The organism is Streptomyces sp. NPDC055078, from assembly GCF_053607985.1.
In genome coordinates this window covers 1-5897 of sequence record NZ_JBSGUP010000517.1, presented here as the reverse complement: position 1 = coordinate 5897, position 5897 = coordinate 1, and the positions used below count along the sequence as shown (strand labels likewise).

The following is a 5897-nucleotide window of genomic DNA, read 5'->3' as shown; positions in this document are numbered from 1 at the left end:
GGGCGGCCCTTCGCTCAGGCGCTCTCGGGTACCGGCGGGGTCAGGAAGCCTTCGCCTTCTCCGGGGCCGGTGCCGGGGCCGCGGCGGCGACCGCGGCGGGCGCGGGCTTGGCGGCCTCGTAGAACTCCTCGCGCGGGGACTCGATCGCGCCGAGCGAGACGACCTCGCGCTTGAGGAACATCTGCAGCGTCCAGTCCGCGAACACCCGGATCTTGCGGTTCCAGGTCGGCATCGCCATGCCGTGGTAGCCACGGTGCATGTACCAGGCCAGCCGGCCGCGCAGCTTGATCTTCAGCTTGCCCATGACGATCATCGCGACGCCCTTGTGCAGGCCGAGACCCGCGACCGCGCCCTTGTTGGCGTGGCTGTACTCCTTCTGCGGGAAGCCCCGCAGCGCGGAGATCACATTGTCGCCGAGGACCTTCGACTGGCGCAGCGCGTGCTGGGCGTTCGGCGGGCACCAGGCGTTCTCGACACCGGCCTTGCGGGCGGCGACGTCCGGTACCTGGGCGTTGTCGCCGGCGGCCCAGATGTAGTCGGTGCCCTGGACCTGGAGGGTGGTGGAGGTGTCCACATGGCCGCGGGGGCCGAGCGGCAGGCCGTAGCGGGCGAGCGCCGGGTTGGGCTTCACCCCGGCGGTCCAGACGACCGTGTTGGAGTCGACCTCCAGGCCGTTCTTCAGCACCACACGGCCACCGACGCAGGAGTCCATCGATGTCGAGAGGTAGACCTCGACACCGCGGCTCTCCAGGTGCTCCTTGCCGTACGCGCCGAGCTTCGGCCCGACCTCGGGAAGGATCTTGTCGGCGGCGTCGACGAGGATGAAGCGCATGTCCTCGCGCTTGACGTTGGTGTAGTACTTGGCCGCGTCGCGCGCCAGGTCCTCCACCTCGCCGATGGTCTCGGCGCCCGCGAAGCCACCGCCCACGAAGACGAAGGTCAACGCCTTGCGGCGGACGTCCTCATCGGTCGTGGAGTCGGCCTTGTCGAGCTGTTCGAGCACATGGTTGCGCAGGCCGATGGCCTCCTCGATGCCCTTCATACCGATGCCCTGCTCGGCGAGGCCCGGGATCGGGAAGGTCCGGGAGATCGCGCCGAGGGCGATCACCAGGTAGTCGAACGGCAGCTCGTACGCCTCGCCGACCAGCGGTGAGATCGTCGCGACCCTGCGGTCCTGGTCGATGGTGGTGACTCGGCCGGTGAGTACCTCGGCCTTCGGCAGCACGCGTCGCAGCGGGACGACGACGTGCCGCGGCGAGATGCTGCCGGCAGCGGCTTCGGGAAGGAAGGGCTGGTACGTCATGTACGAGCGCGGGTCCACGACCGTGACGGTCGCCTCGCCGTAGCGCATCTTCTTCAGAATGCGCCGCGCCGCGTACAAGCCAACGTACCCACCGCCTACTACGAGGATCCTGGGACGCTCCGTGGTGCTCATGCCATCGAGTATCCACCCCCCTGGGAGGGGGTGCTCGTGAGCCCCTTCACAAGATCAAGGGCAACCTCTGCTACACTGCGCCGCCGCGTGATCGAGTTCATGGCGTCCCGGGGGAACCACAGCACCGGCCCGGACGTTGGGCACCCCTCGTGAGCTGGCCCTTCGAAGTCGCTCCCGAGTGGACCACCGGCCGGGTTCACCCGGCCGAAATATGCTCACAACGGCCCGGGGCGTCCACCATGCGATCCAGCGCCTCCCGGGAGGCGTCCTTTCGGCCATCCATGGCCCCCATCAGGGCCCTTTTCCTTGTGAAGAACTTCACGAAGTTCGTTCACCGGCGACCGACCAGGCGATCCCGTCCAGGATGTCGTGTTCGCTCACCACGACTTCGCGGGCCCCGATCCGCTCCATGACAGCGAGCAGGACGAGTGCGCCGGAGACGATGACATCCACCCGGCCGGGGTGCATCACGGGGATGGCCGCGCGCTGGTCGTGGGTGGATTCGGCCAGGGTCCTGGTGATGTCCGCGACCTGTTCGCGGGAGACGCGCGCATGGTGGATCGCCCCGGAGTCGTAGGCGTCGAGACCGAGCGCGATCGCGGCGACCGTGGTCACCGATCCGGCCAGCCCGACGAGGGTGCGGGCGGCCTCCAGCGGTACGGTCCGGGACGCCAGGTCGAGCGCGGCCCCGATGTCCGCGCGGACGGCGGCCAGCTCGGCGGCGGCGGGCGGATCGCTGCGGATGTGCCGCTCGGTCAGCCGTACGCAGCCGATGTCCACGGAACGCGCGGCCTCCACCCGGTCCCGGCCGACGACGAACTCGGTCGACCCGCCGCCGATGTCCACCACGAGCCGCTCCTCATGACCCGGCAGCTCCCGGGTGGCCCCGGTGAAGGAGAACTCCGCCTCGTCGTCCCCCGAGATCACCTCGGGCTCGACCCCGAGGATGCCGAGGACGCCCCGGACGAACTCGTCCCGGTTCTCCGCGTCCCGGGAGGCGGAGGTGGCGACGAAGCGGATCCGCTCCGCCCCCAGCTCCTTGATCACATCCGCGTACTCCCGGCAGGCGGCGAAGGTCCGCTCCAGCGCCTCCGGGGCGAGCCTTCCGGTGCGGTCGACGCCCTGTCCGAGCCGGACGATGGTCATCCGGCGGTCGAGTTCGGTGAGTGTCCCGGTGCCGGGGTCGGCGTCGGCGACGAGCAGCCGGATGGAGTTGGTACCGCAGTCGACGGCGGCGACGCGCATGGCTGTTGCTCCTTGTGGTCTGCCGCCGCGTCCCGTGGCCGGGTCTCCCGCCGGGGGTCAAGGCCAGGGTGCGGCGGGAGGTCAGGTGGTCCGAGCGGGTTCGCAGGGGGATACGCACGGGCCCTTGCGCCACCACTGCGGCAGCAGCGCGATCGCCTCGTCCCCCAGCGGATTCACCCCCGGGCCCGCCGCCAGCGAATGCCCCACCAGCACATGGAGGCACTTCACCCGGTCGGGCATGCCCCCCGCGCTGGGGAATCCCGCCAGCACTTCGACCGCGTCACGGCGCGCGATGTAGTCCTCGTGCGCCGCGCGGTACGCCGCCGCCAGTTCGGGATCGGTCGCGAGGCGCTCGGTCATCTCCTTCATGACGCCGTTCGCCTCCAGCGTCCCGATCGCCGACGCCGCGCGCGGGCAGGTCAGGTAGTACAGCGTCGGGAACGGCGTGCCGTCGGGGAGCCGGGGGGCCGTCTCCACGACATCCGGCTGTCCGCAGGGGCAGCGGTGCGCGATCGCGCGCAGTCCGCGCGGGGGGCGGCCGAGCTGCTCCTTGAACGCCATGATGTCGGCGTCGGTCGGCTCGGTCGGTTCGGTGCGGGGAGGAGGGGTTTCCATGCCTGCCTTGGCTCTGCGAGGGTGCTGCGGATCTGGCCGCGGGCCGCTGCGGATCTCTACGAATCTCTGCGGGCCGCTGCGAATCTCTGCGGGTCTCTGCGGGTCTCTGCGGATTTCTACGGGACCACCGAATTTTACGGTGCCGTCCGCAGTGCGGGCGGGGCGGGCGTCAGCCACGGTCCGCGTTGTCGACGCCTTCCCAGACGTTCGAGTACCAGGGGCGGTCGGCCGAGTCGTCCTCCCTGCGGCGCTGCTCGGCGGCCGCCTCGGGGTCGATCATCGTGTAGCCGGTCTCCCCGGGCAGCACATAGTGCAGATGCTCCCGGGCCAGCCGCCGGATGTAGAGGTCGTCCTGGAGCCGCGCCTTCTCGTCCCGGAGCCGTTCCACCTGCTGTTCGGCCTCGGCCATCCGGTCGCGCTGCTCGGCCATGTCGGCGCGCTGGGACACGTACTGGCGCATGGGGTAGGCGAGGGCCACCACCAGTGAGCAGACCACCAGGGCGAGAAAGGCGGCGCGTCCGGTGAGCCGGGAGCGGCGGGCCTGGCGGCGGGTCTGGGAGCGGTAGACCCGGGCGGCGGTCTGCTCGCCGAGCAGCCGCAGCCTGGTCGCGGTGGAGAACCGGTCCCGGTCCTTTCCGGCCATGTCGTCCCGCCTCCCCTGCTCTCGGGTTGCTCTCGGGTTGCTTCCGGGGTGCTTCCGGGGTGCTTCCGGGGTGCTTCCGGGGTGCCCCGTACCGTATCCGGGCGTCGTCCTGACGTGCGTACGTCCCCGGATACGGTACGGGACCGCGGCCGGGGACGTACGGACGACTGGCGGGGCCCGGGCCCGGGAACCGCAGGTCCCCGGGCCGGAGCGGCAGCCGCTGGGCCTGAGCGTCAGCCCTGGAAGCGGCGGGTCAGCCCTTGAGCCGGAGCGTCAGCCCCTGAGCCGGAGGGTCAGCCCTTGAAGCGGGGGAACGCGCTCCGTCCGGCGTACACCGCCGCGTCGTCGAGGATCTCCTCGATGCGCAGCAGCTGGTTGTACTTGGCGACGCGCTCGGAGCGGGCCGGGGCGCCGGTCTTGATCTGGCCGCAGTTGGTGGCGACGGCGAGGTCCGCGATGGTGACGTCCTCGGTCTCACCGGAGCGGTGGGACATCATGCACTTGAAGCCGTTGCGCTGCGCCAGCTCCACGGCGTCCAGGGTCTCGGTCAGCGAGCCGATCTGGTTGACCTTGACAAGCAGGGCGTTGGCCGAGCCCTCCTCGATACCGCGGGCCAGACGCTCCGGGTTGGTGACGAACAGGTCGTCGCCGACGATCTGGACCTTGGTGCCCAGCTTGTCGGAGAGCGCCTTCCAGCCCGCCCAGTCGTCCTCGAACAGCGGGTCCTCGATGGAGACCAGCGGGTAGGCCGCGACCAGCTCCTCGTAGTACTCGGTCATCTCGGCGGCCGAGCGGGACTTGCCCTCGAACTCGTAGTTGCCGTCCTTGTAGAACTCGGAGGCGGCGACGTCGAGCGCGAGCGCGATGTCCTTGCCGGGGGCGTAGCCCGCCTCCTTGACCGCCTCAAGGATCAGGTCCAGCGCGGCGCGGTTGGAGTCGAGGTTCGGCGCGAAGCCGCCCTCGTCGCCGAGGCCGGTGGACAGGCCCTTCTGCTTCAGCACCTTCTTGAGGGTGTGGTAGACCTCGGTGCCCCAGCGCAGGGCCTCGGAGAAGGACTCCGCGCCGATCGGGGCGATCATGAACTCCTGGATGTCCACATTGGAGTCGGCGTGCGACCCGCCGTTCAGGATGTTCATCATCGGAACGGGCAGCAGATGCGCGTTCGGGCCGCCGAGGTAGCGGAAGAGCGGCAGGTCGGACGCCTCGGACGCGGCGTGCGCCACGGCGAGGGAGACGCCGAGGATGGCGTTGGCGCCGAGGGAGGACTTGTCCGGGGTGGCGTCCAGGTCGAACATCGCCTGGTCGATCAGTCGCTGCTCGGTGGCGTCGTAGCCCACCAGCTCCGGGCCGATCTGCTCGATGACGGCCAGGACGGCCTTCTCGACGCCCTTGCCCTGGTAGCGGTTCTGGTCCCCGTCGCGAAGCTCAAGAGCCTCGAACGCTCCGGTGGAGGCGCCGGACGGCACGGCGGCACGACCCGTGCTGCCGTCGTCGAGGCCAACCTCGACCTCGACCGTGGGGTTGCCTCGGGAGTCCAGGATTTCCCGGGCTACGACGACGTCGATGGACGGCACGAGCATCTCCTTCTGGGATGTGACGCATGGAGTGCAGGGTCTCTTCGGCCTTGCGGCATGAGCCTAACCGGCTGGGGGCGCGGACCGGCCGGTTGCCCGCCCCCTGGGACGAAAATCGACGCGAAGCCCGGCGACAGGGGGGTAAACAGGCCGTTCCCTACTTCCCGGTAACGCCCAGGGTGCCTGTGTGCCTCCGGCACGCGCCGGGAGCGGCACCCAACTTCCCGGGGCTCCGCCCCGGACCTCCCCCTACGCCCTGCGGCGTGGGGGGACCCCCAGCGCCTCAAACGCCGGCGGGGCTGGTTTTGCCTGCCCAGGTGCGCACGTTCAGCCCGTCCGGCGCTTGAGGACGGACCCAGGGCCACGGGGACGGTCACCCAGCCGA

Annotated in this window: 5 protein-coding genes; all 5 read right to left on the bottom strand. The window is 70.4% G+C overall.

The window, feature by feature from the left end; genetic code table 11:
* Positions 1-40: 40 nt before the first annotated feature.
* The 5 genes from ACWF94_RS30860 to eno all read right to left on the bottom strand — a co-directional run bounded on the left by ACWF94_RS30860 (position 41) and on the right by eno (position 5518).
* A complete protein-coding gene (locus tag ACWF94_RS30860; RefSeq protein ID WP_453495824.1) occupies positions 41-1435 on the bottom strand; it encodes an NAD(P)/FAD-dependent oxidoreductase in 1395 nt (464 codons plus the stop codon).
* A 318-nt stretch (positions 1436-1753) separates the two neighbouring features.
* A complete protein-coding gene (locus tag ACWF94_RS30855) occupies positions 1754-2680 on the bottom strand; it encodes a Ppx/GppA phosphatase family protein (RefSeq protein WP_453495821.1) in 927 nt (308 codons plus the stop codon).
* A gap of 81 nt (positions 2681-2761) precedes the next feature.
* Positions 2762-3295, bottom strand: a complete 534-nt coding sequence (locus ACWF94_RS30850; RefSeq protein ID WP_453495818.1) for a DUF501 domain-containing protein — start codon at positions 3293-3295, stop codon at positions 2762-2764.
* Positions 3296-3464: 169 nt separating this feature from the next.
* Positions 3465-3938, bottom strand: a complete 474-nt coding sequence (locus ACWF94_RS30845) for an FtsB family cell division protein (protein ID WP_453495815.1) — start codon at positions 3936-3938, stop codon at positions 3465-3467.
* Between the two features lie 293 nt (positions 3939-4231).
* Entirely contained in the window at positions 4232-5518 is a 1287-nt protein-coding gene (eno, locus tag ACWF94_RS30840) for a phosphopyruvate hydratase (protein WP_453495812.1), read from the bottom strand.
* Positions 5519-5897 lie beyond the last annotated feature (379 nt).

Bases quoted from the DNA above. Each gene is read 5' to 3' on its own strand.
- ACWF94_RS30850 (WP_453495818.1), bottom strand. From the start codon at position 3,295: ATGGAAACCCCTCCTCCCCGCACCGAACCGACCGAGCCGACCGACGCC.
- eno (WP_453495812.1), bottom strand. From the start codon at position 5,518: ATGCTCGTGCCGTCCATCGACGTCGTCGTAGCCCGGGAAATCCTGGAC.
- ACWF94_RS30845 (WP_453495815.1), bottom strand. From the start codon at position 3,938: ATGGCCGGAAAGGACCGGGACCGGTTCTCCACCGCGACCAGGCTGCGG.
- ACWF94_RS30855 (WP_453495821.1), bottom strand. From the start codon at position 2,680: ATGCGCGTCGCCGCCGTCGACTGCGGTACCAACTCCATCCGGCTGCTC.
- ACWF94_RS30860 (WP_453495824.1), bottom strand. From the start codon at position 1,435: ATGAGCACCACGGAGCGTCCCAGGATCCTCGTAGTAGGCGGTGGGTAC.